Origin of the sequence: Brevibacillus sp. AY1 (assembly GCF_029870785.1) — a bacterium.
GTDB lineage: Bacteria > Bacillota > Bacilli > Brevibacillales > Brevibacillaceae > Brevibacillus > Brevibacillus invocatus.
This window is the reverse complement of record NZ_JAFLPN010000004.1, coordinates 60,643-79,126: the sequence shown is the minus strand read 5'-3', so window position 1 is coordinate 79,126 and position 18,484 is coordinate 60,643. Positions and strand designations below refer to the sequence as shown.

Annotated in this window: 21 protein-coding genes and 1 other RNA gene; 15 read left to right on the top strand and 7 right to left on the bottom strand. The window is 50.3% G+C overall.

All coding sequences use genetic code 11. The features are described 5' to 3' along the window. Window positions 1–112 precede the first annotated feature (112 nt). Entirely contained in the window at window positions 113–952 is an 840-nt protein-coding gene (locus JZI27_RS06180; RefSeq protein ID WP_251244085.1) for a VOC family protein, read from the top strand. Window positions 953–1,025: 73 nt separating this feature from the next. Here JZI27_RS06180 and JZI27_RS06175 read toward each other — a convergent pair whose 3' ends face one another. Both JZI27_RS06175 and JZI27_RS06170 read right to left on the bottom strand, forming a co-directional pair. After that, window positions 1,026–1,505 (bottom strand): CcdC family protein, encoded by a 480-nt coding sequence (locus tag JZI27_RS06175; RefSeq protein WP_122909604.1) that lies wholly within the window; start codon window positions 1,503–1,505, stop codon window positions 1,026–1,028. 116 nt (window positions 1,506–1,621) lie between these two features. After that, entirely contained in the window at window positions 1,622–2,827 is a 1,206-nt protein-coding gene (locus JZI27_RS06170) for an MFS transporter (protein ID WP_251244084.1), read from the bottom strand. Between the two features lie 184 nt (window positions 2,828–3,011). Between JZI27_RS06170 and JZI27_RS06165 the strand changes: the two genes are divergently transcribed. Continuing rightward, entirely contained in the window at window positions 3,012–3,695 is a 684-nt protein-coding gene (locus JZI27_RS06165) for a CPBP family intramembrane glutamic endopeptidase (protein WP_251244083.1), read from the top strand. A 116-nt stretch (window positions 3,696–3,811) separates the two neighbouring features. Here the strand turns inward: JZI27_RS06165 and JZI27_RS06160 are convergent, their stop codons facing one another. Continuing rightward, the gene (locus JZI27_RS06160) at window positions 3,812–4,348 is read right to left on the bottom strand and encodes a DUF309 domain-containing protein (RefSeq protein WP_251244082.1); all 537 of its coding nucleotides are present in this window, start codon (window positions 4,346–4,348) and stop codon (window positions 3,812–3,814) included. Window positions 4,349–4,434: 86 nt separating this feature from the next. On the opposite strand from JZI27_RS06160, the gene JZI27_RS06155 reads away from it, so the two are divergent. Beyond that, window positions 4,435–4,668, top strand: coding sequence for a hypothetical protein (locus tag JZI27_RS06155; protein WP_280207059.1), 234 nt, complete (start codon window positions 4,435–4,437; stop codon window positions 4,666–4,668). A gap of 66 nt (window positions 4,669–4,734) precedes the next feature. Here the strand turns inward: JZI27_RS06155 and JZI27_RS06150 are convergent, their stop codons facing one another. Beyond that, the gene (locus tag JZI27_RS06150) at window positions 4,735–4,905 is read right to left on the bottom strand and encodes a YjzC family protein (protein WP_122909599.1); all 171 of its coding nucleotides are present in this window, start codon (window positions 4,903–4,905) and stop codon (window positions 4,735–4,737) included. Window positions 4,906–5,043: 138 nt separating this feature from the next. Here JZI27_RS06150 and JZI27_RS06145 point away from each other — a divergent pair, with 138 nt between their 5' ends. From JZI27_RS06145 to ssrS, 5 genes are all read left to right on the top strand, one after another. Further along, a complete protein-coding gene (locus JZI27_RS06145; protein WP_251244080.1) occupies window positions 5,044–5,988 on the top strand; it encodes a GntR family transcriptional regulator in 945 nt (314 codons plus the stop codon). Between the two features lie 481 nt (window positions 5,989–6,469). Continuing rightward, window positions 6,470–6,826, top strand: coding sequence for a DUF4870 domain-containing protein (locus JZI27_RS06140; RefSeq protein WP_122909597.1), 357 nt, complete (start codon window positions 6,470–6,472; stop codon window positions 6,824–6,826). Window positions 6,827–7,079: 253 nt separating this feature from the next. Continuing rightward, window positions 7,080–8,234 (top strand): CaiB/BaiF CoA transferase family protein, encoded by a 1,155-nt coding sequence (locus JZI27_RS06135; RefSeq protein ID WP_280207058.1) that lies wholly within the window; start codon window positions 7,080–7,082, stop codon window positions 8,232–8,234. A 4-nt stretch (window positions 8,235–8,238) separates the two neighbouring features. Continuing rightward, a complete protein-coding gene (locus JZI27_RS06130) occupies window positions 8,239–9,009 on the top strand; it encodes an enoyl-CoA hydratase/isomerase family protein (protein ID WP_122909595.1) in 771 nt (256 codons plus the stop codon). 54 nt (window positions 9,010–9,063) lie between these two features. After that, window positions 9,064–9,256, top strand: a non-coding RNA gene (ssrS, locus tag JZI27_RS06125) — 6S RNA. Window positions 9,257–9,353: 97 nt separating this feature from the next. Here ssrS and JZI27_RS06120 read toward each other — a convergent pair. Genes JZI27_RS06120 through JZI27_RS06110 form a run of 3 tightly spaced genes read right to left on the bottom strand, consistent with a single transcriptional unit; the run spans window position 9,354 to window position 11,960 of the window. Beyond that, window positions 9,354–9,818 (bottom strand): hypothetical protein, encoded by a 465-nt coding sequence (locus tag JZI27_RS06120; protein ID WP_122909594.1) that lies wholly within the window; start codon window positions 9,816–9,818, stop codon window positions 9,354–9,356. A 21-nt stretch (window positions 9,819–9,839) separates the two neighbouring features. Then, window positions 9,840–10,184, bottom strand: a complete 345-nt coding sequence (locus tag JZI27_RS06115; protein ID WP_122909593.1) for a DUF2512 family protein — start codon at window positions 10,182–10,184, stop codon at window positions 9,840–9,842. 45 nt (window positions 10,185–10,229) lie between these two features. Further along, the gene (locus JZI27_RS06110) at window positions 10,230–11,960 is read right to left on the bottom strand and encodes an Rqc2 family fibronectin-binding protein (protein WP_280207057.1); all 1,731 of its coding nucleotides are present in this window, start codon (window positions 11,958–11,960) and stop codon (window positions 10,230–10,232) included. 232 nt (window positions 11,961–12,192) lie between these two features. Here JZI27_RS06110 and JZI27_RS06105 point away from each other — a divergent pair, with 232 nt between their 5' ends. From JZI27_RS06105 to def, 7 genes are all read left to right on the top strand, one after another. After that, a complete protein-coding gene (locus tag JZI27_RS06105) occupies window positions 12,193–13,083 on the top strand; it encodes a YicC/YloC family endoribonuclease (protein WP_280207056.1) in 891 nt (296 codons plus the stop codon). A 23-nt stretch (window positions 13,084–13,106) separates the two neighbouring features. Next, a complete protein-coding gene (remA, locus tag JZI27_RS06100) occupies window positions 13,107–13,367 on the top strand; it encodes an extracellular matrix/biofilm regulator RemA (protein WP_015891999.1) in 261 nt (86 codons plus the stop codon). A 14-nt stretch (window positions 13,368–13,381) separates the two neighbouring features. Then, window positions 13,382–14,002 (top strand): guanylate kinase, encoded by a 621-nt coding sequence (gene gmk, locus JZI27_RS06095; protein WP_122909590.1) that lies wholly within the window; start codon window positions 13,382–13,384, stop codon window positions 14,000–14,002. A 2-nt stretch (window positions 14,003–14,004) separates the two neighbouring features. Further along, complete coding sequence (gene rpoZ / locus JZI27_RS06090; RefSeq protein WP_122909589.1) at window positions 14,005–14,211, top strand: DNA-directed RNA polymerase subunit omega; 207 nt, start codon at window positions 14,005–14,007, stop codon at window positions 14,209–14,211. Window positions 14,212–14,309: 98 nt separating this feature from the next. Continuing rightward, window positions 14,310–15,554 (top strand): bifunctional phosphopantothenoylcysteine decarboxylase/phosphopantothenate--cysteine ligase CoaBC, encoded by a 1,245-nt coding sequence (gene coaBC / locus JZI27_RS06085; RefSeq protein WP_280207055.1) that lies wholly within the window; start codon window positions 14,310–14,312, stop codon window positions 15,552–15,554. Beyond that, the gene (gene priA, locus JZI27_RS06080) at window positions 15,551–17,986 is read left to right on the top strand and encodes a primosomal protein N' (protein WP_251244074.1); all 2,436 of its coding nucleotides are present in this window, start codon (window positions 15,551–15,553) and stop codon (window positions 17,984–17,986) included. Before coaBC ends, priA begins: the two co-directional genes overlap by 4 nt. A gap of 16 nt (window positions 17,987–18,002) precedes the next feature. After that, the gene (def, locus tag JZI27_RS06075) at window positions 18,003–18,479 is read left to right on the top strand and encodes a peptide deformylase (protein WP_122909586.1); all 477 of its coding nucleotides are present in this window, start codon (window positions 18,003–18,005) and stop codon (window positions 18,477–18,479) included. Window positions 18,480–18,484: the final 5 nt, after the last annotated feature.

Below are 18,484 nucleotides of genomic sequence, written 5' to 3'. Positions count from 1 at the left end.
CCTCCCTTGAACTCTCTGATTGATATGGAAACATCCATTCATTATAACAAAAGTGCAGGGCGTGGAGCCAGTTCAGTCAACCTATACATGATAGTAAAAGAGGTGCAAAAAGATGCATGCTGCATTTGATCACTTGGTACATTTTCTACATCGCGCACCTGAAGAAGCGACGTCCGCTTTTCGTCAGGCAGGCTTTCACACGATGCCGGGTGGGCGTCATACGCATTGGGGGACGTGGAACAGTGTCTGTTACTTTGGACTCTCGTATATGGAATTTTTGGCTGTTCAGGACGCTGAGATCGCCGTTCAATGTGACAATCCCTTGATTGTTCAACTCGTCCAAGAAAATGCCTTGGGTGAAGGAATGGGACAAATCGCGATACGCACGAGCGAAATAGAACAATGGGCAGACCGTTTTCGCGTGCTGGGGCTGGAGGTCATTGGACCCTTGCCGGGAAGTCGTATGAGAGAAGACGGAACCAGAATCGCCTGGCGCATGCTGTTTGCAAAAGATCCTGACAGTCGATTGCGTCTGCCTTTTTTTATCCAATGGGAACAAAGCGACGAGGAGCGTCTACACGATTTGCAATCGAGAGGAATCATTGCGGAGCATTCCAATGGTGCCGAAAGACTGTTGGAGGTCGGGTACGCTGTCCGTCATCTGGAAGAAACGGTACAGCTATGGGAGCGCTGGTTTGGGTGGAAGGCAGGCGCTTCCTACGCCGACGGGCAAATAGCAGCTGATTGCCAAACGTTCACACTCTCTGGCGGGAATGTGACCTTGTGCCAGCCGAAGGGAATGGGCCTAACCCAGCAAGCTCTGGAAACGAAAGGGGAGCGGCCATTCTTTGCGAGAATGGCGGGAATGAAGGACAACATGGCTCTGTACCTGTATGGAGGAAGCTATTTCACTATTAATGAAGCAGGACACCATAAAGCAAAAAAAGCATAAAGACACTTATACGAAAAAAGCAGGACCATCTTGCGAGAGAAGGCTCCTGCTTTTTTTCAGTTCGATCATTGTTTTACGTGCGGAGGGCTTTCTTGGTAACTTGGCGGTACATGTAGAGCATCGCAACCCGCCATGTAGCCAGCATGCCAAAAGCCAACAGAAAAAACAGTCCAGCGGTTTGCAGAGCTGTGAAGGAGTCGTTGATCAATAGCTTGACGATGAGCCGCACCACCAGCAAGCCCCCAAGAATAAAGAACAGGGCTTTCGATGGCTTGAGATAAATATCTTCCCCCACGATCTCAAAGCGGGAGGTCAGGATCAGGGGGATGGACAGCACAATTCCAGCCAAAAAAGCGGTGAGATCGATAGCCGGTGACGTCAAGGTTCCCGGAAATAAGAACATGGCAAAGCCGGTAGCCATAAAAAACGGTGGCAAAATAATGCTTTTTGCAGAGACAGGCCTCTTGGCTCTTTTCATCCGTAAGAAGATCACGAAGACGGCCAAAATGATCGGTATGAGCAGGCCGAGTGTAGATGATGATAAAGTCTCCATGATGTGTTCCTCCAGTAGGCAAACATGATGATTTTAGTGTACACCATCACGGGGAAGGTAGACAAAGTTTGTACGGAAATCGTTGCAGTTGTCTACACTTTGTAACATCTTGCTGGCTACGCTGCTGCAGGGCTTTCATCGCTGGCACGTACGTCCAGCTTGTGCTTTTTGCTGTAGGAGTACGTAAAGATGCCTGAGAGCAAGGTAAGGGTGCCGAGACATATCAAGTAATTGCTTAACCCCAATAGATCGAGTGAGGCACCGGTAATCGCCAGCGCGATAAAGAAAAAGCTGCGGTCGAGCATGCTTTTAAAAGAGAAGAACCGGCCGTGCTGATTTTGCGGCAGTCGCTTCTGGAAAATGGTCGTGGTCACCGGGAAGAAAAAGGCGACGATGAAGCCAAAGAGAGCGAAGGATCCCAGCACCATGAGTTTGCTCGATACAAAGGTCATGCCGAACTGCGAGATGGCAAAGAAAAACAGCATCAGTGTCGACGAGGCCACTAGGTTGCGGCCGCCAATCCAGCGTTTGGCCAGCAGTCCGCCAATCAGAATGCTGATTCCTTCTGCTGCGAAGACCCATCCCATGAGCTGCGGCTCGCCTTGGATGGTGCTGAAGTTCAGGATCATCAGATTGACCCCGCCCAGGAACAGTGTAATTAATCCATTATTGATCAATCCAACGAAGATGGCAGGATCTTTGCGACTTGCCGTCAGGACTTCGCTGAACTGGATTTTTTCCTTGTTGCGATTCGACTGTACATGCGGAATCTTCACAAACAGTGTGACGATAGCCAGTGCAGCATAAGCCGCAAAGGAGAACAGGTAGAGCTGGGACAAAGACAGCGCTGCGACCAGAATACCGCCAGCAGCCGTACCAAAAATGCGTGAGAGTGTAGAAATGTTCAGGTAAGCACTGTTGGCTTTCAGCAATTCATCCTTGGACAGGATCGCAGGCAGGGATGCTTGCAGGGTAGGGAAGTAAAAGGCCGCAGAGCCTTGCATGACGATGAGAGCGACGATCATCCAGACCAGCGAATCATAAGCGATCGCAGGCATCATCAGAATCGGGCTGATACAGCGCACCAAGCTGGAGAAGATCAGTACCTTTCGCTTGTCGTAAGTGTCAATCACAACGCCTGCCTTTGGGGAAAGCAGGATGCTGACGGAGAGTCCGCTCATGAGAACCAAGGCTTTTAACGTATCAGAAGGAATCAGAGCCGACATAAACTGCAGATTGGCAATGATAAAAATCCACATGCCCGCCCCTGCAATGACTTCTCCGGTCATCAGCAGAAGAAACGTTCGGTTTCGCCACAACATAGAGGGCCACTCCTAATCAAAATTTTTTTGCTAGATGGTAGAGTAAAGTATAGCACTTGCCCAAAATTTTGTATATTCATGGCAGATGGTTATATACTCGTCGGAAGTAGCTTATATTCTCTGGAGTTTGGACAAGCTAGCTTTATACATTCACGACCATAACGCTATAAAGGAGTTCATCCAGATGTCGCGAAAACGGTCGTTACTGTTGCTGATCGGGTACGGCTTTGCTGCTACCTTGGCAATTTTTTATGGTTTGGTGGAGCGGCAAAGCCTGTTTGTGACATTTGTCTCTTTTCACTTGTTGGTCTGTCTGGGAATACCGCTGTTACATGGCTGGTGGGAAGGGAGCTTGCGGTCCAGCTGGCAGCAGGCTTGGGGGCATTATGAGCGAAGAGGCACCCGCTTTGGACTTGTTCTAGGGGCTATGCTCATGATCGGTGGGCTAGCGGGGATTTGGCTTTTACTGCAAACACCGGGCAGAGCGGAAGACATCCGGTCGGTTCTCGAACACTGGGGGCTGGATGCTCAGTGGATTTGGTGGTTCTCCATCTATCTGGTGGTGATCAACTCTCTGCTGGAGGAATTACTGTGGAGAGGATTTGTCCTGCAGCGTTTGCTGCACTTGATGACTTTTCCGGCTGCAATTCTTTTAACCAGCTTCTTTTTTTCTCTCTACCATCTGATCATTACTTCCGTGCTGTTTGGTGTTCTATGGGGCAGCCTGATGACGCTGCTGGTCTTTGGAGTAGGTGTCCTCTGGTCCTGGATGAAAGGGCTGTTTCCTTCTGTATATCCGACATGGCTCAGTCATATGCTGGCGGATGTTGGGCTCGTGGCTGGCGTGATTTTGTGGGTCTACCGTTAAAGTTGTCGTAAGCCATCAAGCGAGGGTGCAGCTTTGGCAGTATGAAAAGCCGATACTTCCCGCAGTGCGTGGGAATATCGGCTTTTTTGTGCTTGCTGAATGGCAGTTGTGATCGCTTACGTGGCTTGGCTGTTGCGTTGCGCCTGCCGGTGCTTTAACTGGCGCATCCGTTCTTCGATGACGTCCTGCCGATCCCGCAGGGTGTGCTTGTTCAGCAAATAGGAATTCGCCATGTCGCTGGGTCGATAAGGAGTAAGGTTTTGGGAGATGCACGCCTGCTTGTATGCCTCGAGCAAGTCAGGGGCAATCATAGGTAAATCCAGACTGACGTAGGGAATCCCTTTGTTCAGATCGTCAAGCCGCTTTTCGAGCCTAGCGATTAGTGCAGGAGCATCCAAACCAAGCTCCTGTAGTTCCGACTGATGCTGACGTACCAGCTTAACCGCATTGCCGATCATTTTCAATGCGCCGGCCTGATTGCCGCGACGCTGGTGATAAAGGCCAACTGCGATTTGAATCAAGCCCACCCAGATGAGTTTGCGCTCTGCTGGTGGTGCGCTTTTCCAATATTCTTCCAGAATTTCATGGCATTCAAAATAATCACGCTCAGCATGGAATAAAACAAGATAGTCTAGATACGGTTGAGGATACATCGAAATCACCTCACTGCTTGGTTTTCAACGGTTCACTTATATACTATTATAATGGATAGACAGCTGAAAACGAGGTGCGAGATACGATGACGAGAGACGAAATTATGGCTATATTAAAAGAACAGGATATGACCGAGGTCATAGAGCTGATTGAGGATGCTGAGAAGGGCGATCTGGAGGAGCTGGAATTGGCGGAGAGCCTTGGTCTTTTGCTCGATCGGGATTTGAACAGGGAAGTGCTTCAGCTGCTGGAGAGCCTTGGTGTAACGATCATTTATGTGAAAGACGACGATGAGGATGGCGAAGAGGAGAATGATTGATCCTCTGCACCTATTCACTTGAGCGAGAAGAACCAACCCGCATAGGAGGTTGGTTCTTTCTGTTCATTATTTCTGTGTCCAGACTCTGTTTTTGTTGCGGGTGGCAGGAAATTTTTCACCTCGACCCAGTTCGATGATCATTGGATCCTGTACGCTGGCGCCTGTTTCACCAATCTCCATGTAAACGCCGTTTTTAGGAGATTTGTCACCCTCGCGAAAACGACTTTGCTCGCCCATGAAGTCACCTTCCTTCTTGCGGTATTTCTTGCCGGGCTTAGTATATCCCTAGCTGATCGCTTCATGCTGTGCGATCTATTGACGATTTATTCCGAATTCATATACAGTAATATCAATAAATGGAAGTGGGGTGCATCTGTGTTACGTCTTACTTTGCAGAAAGACTCTAACGTATCCTATCACGAGCAATTGTACCAGCAGATCGCAGCCTCTATTCGTAGCGGTGATTTACCACCGCACGAACAGCTGCCTACGGTGAGAGAATTGGCAGCGCAGCTCAAGATTAATTACAATACCGTGCGCAGTGTTTATCTTCGATTGCAGCAAGAAGGTATGGTAGATTCCCGACAAGGCCGGGGAACGATTGTCAGCAATGTCGTCAATGACCCGCTCTTGACCCGCAATCCAGCACATTTGGCTTTGTTGGCAAAGGAAACCCTTCATAAGATAAAAGCGATGGGCTATTCCCTGGATGAATTTTCGCGTGTGCTTTCAGCGGTTATGCAGGAAGTGAATCAATTTCCTGTGCTATTCTTGCGTTTCACCGAACTGGAATTGGCCGAGTATTTGCGACTCGTTCAGTACCATCTTCCCAGTGCGATGGTGGAAGGAAGAACCTTTGAGGATTTTTCGGAGCGATTGGAGCGTGATCCGAGCTTTTTGCAGGAGTACAAAGCCATTGTCACGCATCCATCCGTGAGTATAAAGATGAGACAAAGCTTGCCCCGAGAAGCTCCGCCTGTAGTCAGTCTCGATTTTATTCCTGACCCGACGACGGTCATTCCGGCTATGGAGGCGTATCCACGCCATACGAAAGTGGGCCTCATCTGTGCCACGATCAGGGGAGCGGAAGGAATGATCCAAGACTTGCACAACGCGGGAATCACGCACCTGGAGCTGCGCATCATCGAGGCCAACCATCCGGATGTGTTTGAACTGATTTCCAGTTGCGATGTCGTCTATATTTCCAAGCCTGGCTATATGACGCGACCCCATTTATTGACCCTGCCCAAGGTGAAGGAATATCAAGAGGTTCCGGACTATCACGGCATCACCAAATTGCGCAAAATCGTTACACAATAGACCGTGACAAAGGCTGATTTTCCAAAGGACTAGACTCATGTACCATGCGGATGACCACTCACCTACATACCTTGTAGATGTACCGATCAGGAGGGGGTGAGGTTCATGGGTTGCGGATGCAGAAAGTCTAGCTGTAAAAAATGCTACTACAAAAAATGCTGCAAGAAGAAGTACTACAAAAAACACTGCTATTACAAACCATATTACAAAACCGAATGTAGCAGAAGCCATGGTCATGGTCATGGTCACGGCCACGGCTGCGGCTGTGGATTCGGTCACGGCGGCTCCTCTTCTAGTCACGGTGGTTACGACAGCAAATATTAAGGTGTAGAGAAGGCGCCGCTCCAGGCGCTTTTTCGCCTTTTTTTCCGATCATGTGAATAAACCACTTTTAAAAATCGTATATGTGCAACAACGATTTATTTTTGTCGCACTCATTGATCTTATTGGATGAATAAAACCGTATATGGAGGGTTATACCATGAGTGAGCATCTTCCTTCGAGTAAAGATGAAAGAACATGGGCCTTGGTGGCCCACCTGTCCGCATTGGTCGGCTGCTTCATTCCACTAGGCAACGTCATTGGTCCACTCATCGTTTGGCTGGTCAAAAGAGAGGGTAGCGAGTTTGTGGACATTCACGGGAAAGAAGCGCTTAACTTTAATCTGACTGTGACGATTTTTGCAGCTATTGCCACATTATTAATGCTCGTGTTGATTGGTGCTTTTCTCATGATTGCGCTGTTTGTGTTTTGGGTGATCTGTCTGATCATGGCTGTGATGAAGGTGAATGAAGGAAAAATCTATCGTTATCCGATTACCTTTCGATTTATTAAATAGGAACATTGCTCCCAAATGAGTCGTCTCCAGCAGGAGGAGGCTTTCTTGTACTATCGGAAAGTTTAAGTGCGCTAAAGCGCTAAAAAGATTAGCGGAAGATAGTATAAGTGCAACTAAGGCTCCGCCAAAAGGTTGGCGTAGCCAAGTTTTCTAATTCTGAAAAAAGGTAATTTTCCCCCAATTGAAGGATTAAAGAGGGCCCTTACAGAATTCTTTTGCGTGTGTGCATACGCCAAAAAGGGGTGGTAACGGCATGTTGACGGGCATTACTGTGGTCGATTTTTCGCGCCATCTTCCCGGACCCATCTGTACCATGAGACTCGCTGATCTGGGGGCGGAGGTGATCGAAATCCTTCCGTATCCGCTGGATCACGCCCTTTTATCGCATTCTGCAACTGGTTTTGCCAGGGAACCGGGAGCGTTTACCTTGCGTTCTCATCGCAATCATAAAAGCGTTTCGCTTAATTTGCGGACGGCGGAGGGGAAGGCGCTCGCGTTTGCTCTGGCCAGACAGGCTGATGTCGTGGTTGAAAGCTACCGGCCAGGCGTTTTGCGCCATTTGGGACTCGATTACGACAGTGTATGGGCTGCGCATCCAGCTGTCATCTACTGCTCTGTCACGAACTACGGACAGAGTGGGGAAATGTCTCAGTCGAGTGGACATGATTTGAACATTCAGGCTGTCAGCGGGTTTTTATCCGCTGTTCGTGATGGCGAGGGAAGACCGGTTGTGACGGATATCCCTCTCGCGGATTACGCGGTTGGTGTATACGCGAGTGAACAAATCTGCGCAGCTCTCGTTCATCGCGCACGTACCGGAAGAGGTGCCTACCTGGATATCGCATCTGCCGATCTGCTAACCACCTGGACAGGCCTGCATGCCCTGCTTTCCAAGCAAAGTGGAGTCGATCAACGAACGGGAGCTTGGTCGAAGGACTATGTAGCCTATCGCGTTTACGAGACGGCAGACGGTCAATTTGTGGCTCTTGCTGCGCGCGAAGAAAAGTTCTGGCGCAACTTCTGCCGAGCGGTTGGACGAGCTGACTGGGAGAGCTTGCACACGGCTACGATCAATCAACATCACGACTTGTATGAAGAACTGTGTTCCTTGTTTTTGTCTCGAACCCAAGCAGAGTGGGGCGAATTCGGAATGGAGGTCGACTGTTGCCTGACAGCTGTGGAGGAACAGGAGAACTGGGCGGAGAACGGGTATGCCCAAACCAGGGAAATTGCCTATTCTTTGCCGTACCTGGATCGCAAAACGGAACCGCATACCACACGCGATCATTCTTGGTATATCGACCATACGCATGAGCTGTTGAAGAAAAAATGCAAGATGACAGCAGGCGATATCCGACGTCTGGAGGGGCAAGGCGTCATTCCTGTGAAGTCAATAGAGAGGAGCTAAGAAGATGGAAGAGCTGCAAACGAAGCCAATCTGGACTACGTACGAGGAAGGTGTCTTCACAATTACTTTGAATCGTCCACAAGTATTGAATGCGATGACAATCGAGATGTTCAGGCTGTTGCAGGGTGCAATTGGCGAAGCAGCGAAGGACGAGTCCGTGGAAATCGTCCTGCTTCGGGGAGCAGGGGGACATTTTTGTTCAGGTGCTGACTTGAGCGTTCTGGGTTCAATGGGGGAAGAAAGCCAAGCAAATGATGCGCTGACAGTGATCAATGAATTTCTGACTGCCCTGCATCACATGCCGAAGCCCGTAATCGCAGTGATAGAAGGAGTCGCGGTGGGGGCAGGACTGAATCTGGCTCTGCATGCGGATTTTGTCATCGCAACTGAAGATGCACGGCTGCAGGAGCCTTTTGTTCAGATCGGATTGACAACGGATTTTGGAGGAACCTATCTCCTGCCTCGCCTAGTCGGAATGGCACAGGCAAAACGGCTTGCGTTGCTGGGCGACAGGCTTTCGGGAAGCGAAGCCGCGCAGATCGGACTGATTTACAAGGCTGTGCATGTCGAACAGCTCGACCAGGAAGTGGAGCAATTAATCACCCAGCTTCGCAGATTGCCCAAGCAGGCTTTTGCTGTGACCAAGTCCGGGATGAACCATAGCCTGGATCATGACCTGCAGTACGCCTTGGCTTGGGAGAAGGAGCAGCAGCCTGCTTTGTTGAAGCATCCTGAATTCGCTGCTTTGGTTCGTGCCCGGATGAAACGCGGATAATTGGAAAGATTATCCGTTGAGCCATCACGGGTTCTGTGGTAGAGTAAGGATAACAACATCCTGCGATGTACGTAAGGCCGTAAATGTTTCTAACCTTATACGTGTTATTCGGGAGACGAAAATTCGTGACGGATGCCAGGCCCACCTCCTGCTGGGATGCATGGGAAGGCAGAAGTGCGAAAGGTGTCACCCACCTGTGTGAGCGCAGGTTTTAGAAACATGAGGTCAACGGCAGAGCGGGTAACGAATGCAAAACCAAAACCACCCGGAAAAATATTCCAGGTGGTTTTTTTGTTTTAAGGCTGACGTGTAAAAGGATGAGGCAATACGTGTTTGTGTTTTATTTATTGCATGGGGTTGGAAGATTGACTGGATTCGTTCTTATTCCCTTTGCTTCTTCCCTGCTGACCCTGTTCATCTCCTTGCTGGACAATCGTCAGAGACTGGTTCAAAGACTGGGTGTCCTGCGCATCTTGGAGGATTTGATACATTTGCAGGAAGTTGGCTTTTTGGCCTTCGGGAATTCCTTTAATACGGACGGTCATTTCTTGTGGACCATTCTGTTGCTGGCCATTTTGCTGCCCACCGCTTTGCGAGGAGCTTTTGCTGTTATGACCGTTTGAAGGCTCGTCGAGAAAACCGAGGAACATGGAGTCATTTTCTTCATTGTTGTCTTGGGATTGCTGTTGTTGTTGGGAATTGCTGCTGCCTTGCTGCTGCTGTTGTTGACCATTGTGGTCACCCTGCTGCTGGTCGAAAAGCACACTAAACTCGTTTAGGTCAGTCTGAATAATGCCAATGACGTTCATTTCGATCCTCCCTTCATTGAATCAACCTGGATGCTTGGTGTGATGAACGCCCTTATGCTGTAAATAGCTGTGGTAAAAATATTCGACCACACCAATGGCAAAAGTAGTTACGAGTATGCCCGACAAGTGATACGTCTGGTTAAAGAGGGCGCAGGAAGCCCAAAACAAAGCAAACACAAGAAGAAAATCCGCAGTGGTTGCAAATGTATTGTTCGTATTCGGCAGGATCAACAAATCACCGATCGCATAGGCGATCAGACTGACGATGATACTGGCGACGAAGGCAAACGTGAGTGACGTTCCTGACCACCAGAGACCTGGAATCCCGATGACGCCGTTAATCAGGAGCTTGATGATGATGTTCAAAGAACGAACCCCTCCTTTCATACCCTTAGTATGAACGTTGCCAACCTAGCTATGCGTAGTCGGGGTGTTCGTTTTTAATTGTCGAATCAGTGCTTCGTCAGGTGTGACGTACAAGGTGCGCTGCTGCTCATAGATACAAAATCCTGGTTTCGAACCATTCGGTTTTTTTACATGCTTGACCAGCGTATAGTCGACAGGGACCTGACTTCCTTGTTGAGCGCGACTGAAATAAGCCGCCAGATTGGCTGCCTCCAGCAACGTCCGGTCAGAAAACTGACGAGCCCGAATCACGACGTGCGAGCCAGGGATATCCTTCGTGTGCAGCCACGTCTCGTGAGGAGAGGCGAGCTTGTTGGTCAAATACTCATTTTGCTTGTTGTTCTTTCCGACGAGAATCTCGGTGCCATCTGTTGACACGTATTTTTCCAGCTCTGGCCGCGTATCTTTTTTCTTGCGCATCCCGCGTTTTTTTCGGTTCCGTACATAACCCTGCTCGACTAGCTCTTCGCGAATTTCCTCCGCTTCGGTCAAACTAGCGTGCTCCAGCTGACCGAGCAAGCCATCGAGGTAAAGGATTTCGGTTTTCGCTTGTTCGATCTGTTCATTCACAACCTGTATGCTGTTTTTCGCCTTGTTGTAGCGTTTGTAGTAGGCTTGCAGGTTTTCGGAAGGGGTTTTCAACGGGTCTAGTGGGATAGACAGTGTTGCGCCGGCCTCATCATACCAGTTCACGGTGACCAGTTCCTTATCGCCGCGTTTGATCTGATGCATATTGGCTGTAATCATCTCGCCGTACAGTCGGAATTGTTCCGCATCCTTGGCTTCCTCCAAAGTCTGCAGCAGCTTTTCAATCTTCTTTTCGTTTTTGTTCCTTTCCGTTGTCACAAAACGAATCAGATCGTGTGCGCGCTGCTTCACGGTATCTCTCAAGGCTTTTCCTTCGTAAAATGCCTGGAGGCACTGATGGACGTTAGGGAAAGGAGTGACTGTCTCGGCCGGCAAGTGGGTGAGTTCCACGACGTGAAAATACGACTTGTCCTTGGTCGTGACCACCGTTGGAGAATATTGATGCAAAAGGATTTCCTGCCTGATTTCAGCAAAGGCCTCCCACACGGTTTCTTGTGTAGCCAAACCAGCCCTGTACAGGATCTCCTTGGCCAAAAGCGGGCTTACCCCTGTGTAGGAATCCACGATTTGTTTGTCCAGTCGTCCGCCATTCCAATCCAGCAAAGAGATGAACTCTGCCTTGGAGACGCTGAGCAAATCACGCTTGTCCTGGCTTGGAGGAGAAACATAGGGACGTCCTGGAACCACTTGTCTGTACTGGCTGATCGCTGCTGTAACGTGCATGGCACTATCCAGAATCATTCCAGTCGCAGGATCTACCAGGATGATATTGCTGTGTTTCCCCATCACCTCCATAATGACTCTGCGAACCGCTGTATCGCCCAGTTCGTCGCGGGTACGGACATCGATATGAATGATGCGTTCCATCCCTACCTGCTGGATGGACTCGATCACGCCTCCCTCGCAATGCTTGCGCAGCAGCATGCAAAACATCGGGGCTTCCAATGGATTGGTAAACTCCTCCGTGGTCTGGTGGATGCGCGGATAAGTTGGGTTGGCGGATAAAAGAAGCTTTACGTTCTCGCCTTGTGCGCGAATTTGCATGATGATATCGCTGTGGTGGGGCTGATGGATCTTGGAGATGCGTCCGCCCACCAATCTATGTAACTCCTGTGCCAAAGCACGAGTGACTACGCCGTCGAATGCCATAAAAACTCACCTCATTAGAAAATAAGAATGATGCCATCACAGTGTAGCATAAAACAGGGGAGTGGGAGGAATCTTGTTCTCTGCCCCGCTTTAGTTGACACTGCAAATAGTTGTCTCCTATAATTAATTAACGATTTTTGGCCGATAGGGATATAGACATGTTGTCCCATCGCGGTGACTCATCCTTAAAGAGAGCCTCAGCCAGAGGGTTTCTTTTCTGGGAAGTGATAAAATGATTCGAAGCATGACAGGGTATGGACGGAAAGAGGAAGGAAAAGGCTCATTGCGTTTGACGGTGGAAATACGAGCCGTCAATCATCGGTTTTCTGACATCCTTGTTCGCTTGCCCAGAGCTTGGAGCATGCTGGAGGATCCCGTGCGCAAGCTGGTGGCACAAAGTGTGAGGCGAGGCCGGGCAGAGGTGAACATCTCGGTGGAGGAAGAGCGCAGTACGGCATCTTCTTCTCTTACTGTGGACTGGAGTGTTGCAGAACAGTTCGTCCTGATCTCACATGAAATGAACGAGCGTTTTTCACTGAACACACCTTTGACCGCGAAGGACTTATTGCTTTTGCCAGGAGTCATACATACCGAGGATTCAAACGAAAAAGAGGGCGAAGATATAAGCGAATGGATTCTTGCTCTGGTCGAATCTGCAGCACAGGACTTGTCCTCCATGAAAATCGCGGAGGGGAATCTTCTTGAGAAGGACCTGACAAATCGTCTTTCGCAGATCCGCACATGGATCGATGAAATTCGTGAGCATGTTCCTCAGGTGAGTGAAGAATACCGCAATCGTCTCCAACAGCGCATCGCTGAGATGTTGAGTCAGGTATCGTTTGAATGGGAACCACAAAGAATGGCACAGGAATTGGCTTTTTTCGCTGAGAAAAGCGACATCAGTGAAGAAGTGATTCGACTGCAGAGTCACTGCCTCCAGTTTGCGGAGCAGCTCGAACAGGAAGAGGCGATTGGGCGCAAGCTTGATTTTCTCCTGCAGGAAATGAATCGGGAAGCAAACACGATCGCATCGAAGGCAAATCATTTACATATTCAGCATTTGGCCGTCGAAATCAAGACTGAGCTGGAAAAAATGAGAGAGCAAGTTCAGAACATCGAGTAGGATGAAAGGATGGGCTGGGCCGCATGGCAATCAAGCTAATTAATATCGGATTCGGCAACATTGTGAACGCCAATCGCATCATCTCCATTGTAAGTCCCGAATCAGCTCCAATCAAACGGATCATTCAGGAAGCGCGTGACCGCAATATGCTGGTAGACGCCACTTACGGCAGAAGGACGCGTGCAGTGATCATTACAGACAGCGATCACGTCATCTTGTCAGCTGTGCAGCCAGAGACAGTAGCACAGCGTTTGACGACGAAAGATGATGAATCGGATGAATAACTAGGAGTTGAATCATGGACATGGTAGACCGCGGTCTCCTCTTGGTTCTCTCCGGACCTGCTGGAGTAGGAAAAGGTACGGTGTGCAAAGCCCTTCGCGAATGTATGCCCAATCTGGTATACTCGGTATCTGCTACGACTCGCAACCCGCGTCCGGGAGAAGTTGAGGGAGTTAATTATTTTTTCAAGTCAAAAGAAGAATTTCGCCGTATGATTGAGCAGGATGAACTGCTCGAATGGGCAGAGTACGTAGGGAACTACTACGGAACACCTCGTGCATTCGTCGATTCCATGCTGGAAGCAGGGCGCGATGTGATTCTGGAGATTGAAGTCCAGGGTGCTCTGCAGGTAAAAGAAAAATTCCCTCAAGGGACGTTTCTTTTCCTGGCGCCTCCAGACCTCGAAGAACTGGAAAGCCGGATCGTGGGAAGAGGCACGGAGTCAGAAGAAACCATTCGCAAGCGCATGGAAGTAGCGCGTGAGGAAATCGAGCTGATGGATCACTACGATTACGTGGTCGTCAATGACGAGATCGAATGGGCGTGTGATCGGATTCGATCGATCATTACAGCAGAGCATTTGAAAAAAGATCGTCAGGTTCACAAATATCGCAAATGGCTCAAGGAGGTACGGTAAAGATGTTGTATCCATCGATTGATGAACTGACCGCAAAGGCGGACAGCAAGTACATTTTGGTGACGGTGGCTTCCAAGCGGGCTCGCCAGCTTCGGGAGAACAGCCCGATGCAAGTAGTGAAGCCAAAATCGAAAAAGCATGTAGGCATGGCTTTGGAAGAGATGATTACAGACGAGCTCGTATACGAGTACGTAGAAGCGCGTAAATAGGAACGGACTACGAAAAACAACCTCCAGCAGGTTGTTTTTTTCGGATGGAGCTAAACTGTGAAAAAGCCTCGGTAAGAGGTTTGGGGGGAGAATTGAGGATGCATTCGCTTAAGGGAAAACGAATCGTGCTCGGTGTATCAGGGGGGATCGCTGCTTACAAGGCGGCTGCACTTACCAGCAAGCTTACCCAGGCAGGAGCCACTGTCCATGTCATCCTGACGCAAAATGCAGCGAGGTTTGTCCAGCCGGTGACGTTTCAGGCACTTTCTCACCAGCCCGTTCACCATGACATTTTTGATGAGCCCGATCCGCACGTGATCAGCCATATTGAGCTTGCAGACCGTGCTGATCTGGTTCTGGTGGCGCCTGCGACTGCCAATCTGATTGGCAAGATGGCCCACGGGTTGGCCGATGACATGCTGACGACGACGATTCTGGCTACAAAGGCACCTGTCATGGTAGCGCCAGCGATGAACGTGAATATGTACGACCATCCCGCCGTGCGGGCCAACATGGAGAAGCTGGCTGAGTACGGTTATCGTTTTGTGGAACCGGGAGAAGGACTGCTTGCCTGTGGCTGGGTAGGAAAAGGGCGCTTGGCTGAGCCAGAAGAAATCGTGCAGGCTGTAGCTGCATTTTTTGCAGAGCATGAGAGCGAAAGCTGTACGAAAAAGGATTTAATAGGGAAAAAAGTACTTGTGACGGCTGGTCCGACCCGAGAAAAAATCGATCCGGTGCGTTATATTACGAACCACGCTTCTGGCAAAATGGGGTATGCCATTGCAGAAGCAGCGCGTGACCGTGGAGCAGACGTGGTACTGATCAGCGGACCGACATCGTTACCTCGTCCTGTCGGTGTCGATTTTGTAGCCGTAGAGTCAGTACAGGAGATGTTCGATGCCGTCATGAAAGCACTGCCGGACAGCGATATTGTGATCAAGTCAGCTGCTGTATCCGACTACAGACCGCGCACGGTATACGACCATAAAATGAAAAAAGGCGACGGCGAGCTTGTGCTTGAATTGGACAAAGCTCCTGATATTTTGAAGACCATCGGTGAACGGAAAGCCAATCAGTTCTTAGTCGGATTCGCAGCAGAGACGCAAGATCTCCTCGAAAATGCGAAGTCCAAGCTGGAACGCAAAAACCTGGACATGATTGTAGCCAACAACGTCTTGACCGAAGGAGCCGGAATGGGGAGCGATACGAACATCGTCACGCTGATGTCCCGGTCTGGCGAACAGGTAGAGTTGGCTCAGATGAGCAAAAGGGCAGTGGCGGACAAGCTATTTGACGCCATCGGGTTGTTGATCGGACAGCGTTCGCTTCGTGATTTGTCATGATTGCCCATATTATTGTGGATGTGCCAGTCAGCCGGACGAATCGCCCCTTTGATTACCGTGTACCTGCCTGGCTTAGTCCCTTGATTCAGGTCGGGAGCCGTGTAGTCGTGCCTTTTGGACCGCGCAAGCTTCAGGGGTATGTGGTTGGAATCTCGGAGAACACGGAGCACGGTGTGGACGAAGATCGCCTCAAAGACGTGGAGCAGGTCATGGACGATACACCACCATTGACAGCGGAATTGCTGAAAATGAGTGAATGGATGTCCGGGCAGTATCTTTGTCCCTGGGTAACGGCTGTGCAAGCGATGCTCCCTGCTGTCCTCAAGGGCAAGGCACAGAAGTGGCTGACTGCCAGTGACCAGCTGGACGAGCGGATTTGCGCTAATTCTGGATTGCTCTGGGAACTGCTGCGCAAGCGACAATTGCCTCTTGCCGAAGTGGAGAAACAGTTTCCTGACGAATACATGCTCATACCCGGCTGGATTCACAGCGGGCTGATCACGACAGAGTACCAGGTGAAGGATCGGATCACCAAGAAGCAGCAAAGCTTTGTAAAATGCTTGCTCAGTCCCGAGCAAATGATGGAGGTCCTAGGTTCCCTTTCCGCTCGTGCAGATCAAATGCGCCGCGTGCTGGAGCTGTTTTTGCAGCATCCCGCGGACAGCTTTTCCATCCAGACGATGCGTGACGAGTTTGGCGTCAATCGCTCGGCTTTAAAAAGCATGGAAGCAAAAGGCTGGGTAGCGATCGAGCAGGTCGAGGTGTATCGAGACCCCTATGCCAATCGGCGTTTTGTGGAGCGGAAAAAGCCGGCATTCACTCTTCGGCAGCAGGAAGTGCTGGCTCCCATCATTCGCTCGATTCAAGAGTCCAGCTATGCCTCATTCCTGCTGCACGGCGTGACCGGTAGCGGAAAGACGGAGGTGTATCTGGAGGCGATTGAGCATACCCTCGCAAAGGGGCGGGAAGCCATTTTTCTCGTACCGGAAATCTCTTTGACTCCGCAGATGGTAGAACGCTTCAAGGAGCGTTTTGGTGCGGATGTAGCGGTGCTGCACAGTGCCCTGTCCCAAGGAGAGCGGTATGATGAATGGCGCAAGATCATCCGCAAGCAGGTCAAGGTCGTAGTAGGTGCCCGTTCTGCGATCTTCGCTCCCTTTCAGAATGTAGGGCTCATCGTCATCGACGAAGAGCACGAGAGCTCCTACAAGCAGGAGGAGACACCGCGCTACCATGCACGGGAGGTCGCCTTGTGGCGAGCCAAGGAAAACGGTGCCGTCCTGTTGATGGGAAGCGCCACACCTGCACTAGAGACATATGCACTCGCAACAAGGGGCAGGTACACGCTGCTGGAAATGCCCGACCGTGTCGGCCATCGTCCCATGCCTCAAGTCCATGTCGTTGATATGCGCGAGGAGCTGCACGCGGAGAATCGCTCCATGTTTAGTCGGCTTTTGCATGAGATGATTGCGGATCGCCTGAAAAAGCAGGAGCAAATGGTGATCTTTCTCAACAGACGCGGCTTCTCCACCTTTGTCATGTGCCGATCTTGCGGCTATACATTGAACTGCATTCATTGCGATATTTCGCTTACGTACCACAAGAGCAATCATACGGCACGCTGTCACTATTGCGGCTATACCATCGCCCAGCCTGCCCATTGTCCGGAGTGTCAGAGCGAGCATATCCGTTTTTTTGGTACGGGAACACAAAAAGTGGAGGCAGAGCTGGCCAAGCTGTTTCCCGGCATTCGCGTCATTCGCATGGACGTGGACACGACATCGAGGAAAGGCTCGCATGAGGAATTGCTTAGCAAATTCCGTCAGGGTCAAGGAGATGTCTTGTTGGGGACGCAGATGATCGCCAAGGGCCTGGACTTCCCGCGAGTGACACTGGCTGGCATTATTGCGGCAGATACATCCTTGCATCTTCCTGATTTTCGGGCAGCCGAGAAAACCTTTCAGCTGTTGACGCAGGTAGGCGGTCGAGCAGGGCGCCATGAGCTTGAAGGGGATGTCGTGATCCAGACGTATACGCCAGAGCATTACAGCATCATTCATGCGACCAGGCACGATTATCCAGCGTTTTATCAGGATGAGATGCTGCAGCGCCGACGTACCGGATATCCCCCTTACTATCGACTCGTACTGATCACGTTCAGTCATGAAGATGTCCCTGTCGTGATCCGCGGGGCGCATGTGATGGGAGATTTTTTGCGGCAAAGAGTGGCGTCTACGACGATCCTGCTAGGCCCTGTCGCCTCGCCGATCGCCCGAGTGAAGGATAGATTTCGTTTTCAGATCATGCTAAAATATCGGGATGAACCGAATGTGACGGAATTGCTTACCCAAGCGACTGCAGCATTCGAAGAGTGGAACAAACAGCAGAAGGTACTGATGACCATCGATGTCGATCCGTACGTATTGCTTTAGGGAGGATAAAAAACACATGGCCATTCGTTCTATCGTAAAACATCCAGATCCAATCCTTCGGGAAAAAGCGATCGTGGTGACCAAATTTAACGCAAATCTGCACAAATTGCTGGACGATATGGCAGACACCATGTACGACGCCAATGGCGTAGGACTGGCTGCACCGCAAGTAGGTATTTCCAAGCGCGTCATCGTCATGGACTGCGGAGACGGACTGATCGAGATGGTCAATCCGGAAATCGTGGAGCACGAAGGAGAACAGTTTGACTATCCGGAGGGCTGCTTGAGCATCCCGGGACTGCGTGGAGACGTTCGCCGTCACCAGTGGATCAAGCTGCGCGGACAGGATCGTTTTGGCAATCAGGTGGAACTCGAAGCGGAAGAGCTTCTGTCCCGTTGCGCACAGCATGAAATCGATCATTTGAACGGTGTTCTGTTCATCGATGTGGCAGACAAGGTGTACCAAGTGAACCCGGACGAGGAAGGGGAATAAATCGA